At 53.5% G+C, this 501-nt stretch carries 1 protein-coding gene; it reads left to right on the top strand.

Annotated elements, in window-relative coordinates:
• The coding region (locus tag H7U37_RS16565) for a restriction endonuclease (protein WP_477742910.1) at positions 1 to 501 on the top strand (501 nt) is incomplete at both ends.

Here is a 501-nt window from a genome sequence, read left to right as displayed (position 1 = left end):
AGATTGCCAACGATTATCAGGCCCTGCCGGACATCATCACCGCTATCAGCGATGAAACGCTGTTGACCCCGGCTACCGTCAATCGGATTCTGGTAGAGAGCGGACGGTGTGGCGATTTTCTCAACAATCCGGAGGCATTTCTGGAGCAAGCCGTAGAGCTAATCCGCAGCCACCGCCACGCCTTGGCTATCGACGGTATCCGTTATGTGAAGCTGGACGGCCAGGAATATTATGTGCAGGAAATCTTCGACACCACTGAGTTGCTTGCCAACCTGGATCGGAACGCCGTAAAGGTGGAACACAGCGTCTATGACTATGTGGTTTACGACAGCTCCACGGTGGAGAAGCCGGTGGCTGTGGCCTTGGACAACGACCCGGATGTGAAGATGTTCTTCAAGATTCCCAGCCGCTTCAAAATTGAAACCCCCATTGGCACGTACAACCCCGACTGGGCTGTGTATCTGAATAAGAACGGTGAGGAAAAGCTGTACTTCGTCCTGG

The sequence above is a fragment of the Pseudoflavonifractor phocaeensis genome, from assembly GCF_016901735.1.
In the GTDB taxonomy this organism is placed as follows: Bacteria; Bacillota; Clostridia; order Oscillospirales; family Oscillospiraceae; genus Pseudoflavonifractor_A.
Note: the sequence above shows the minus strand (reverse complement) of the source record. Positions and strands in the feature narration are given on the sequence as shown.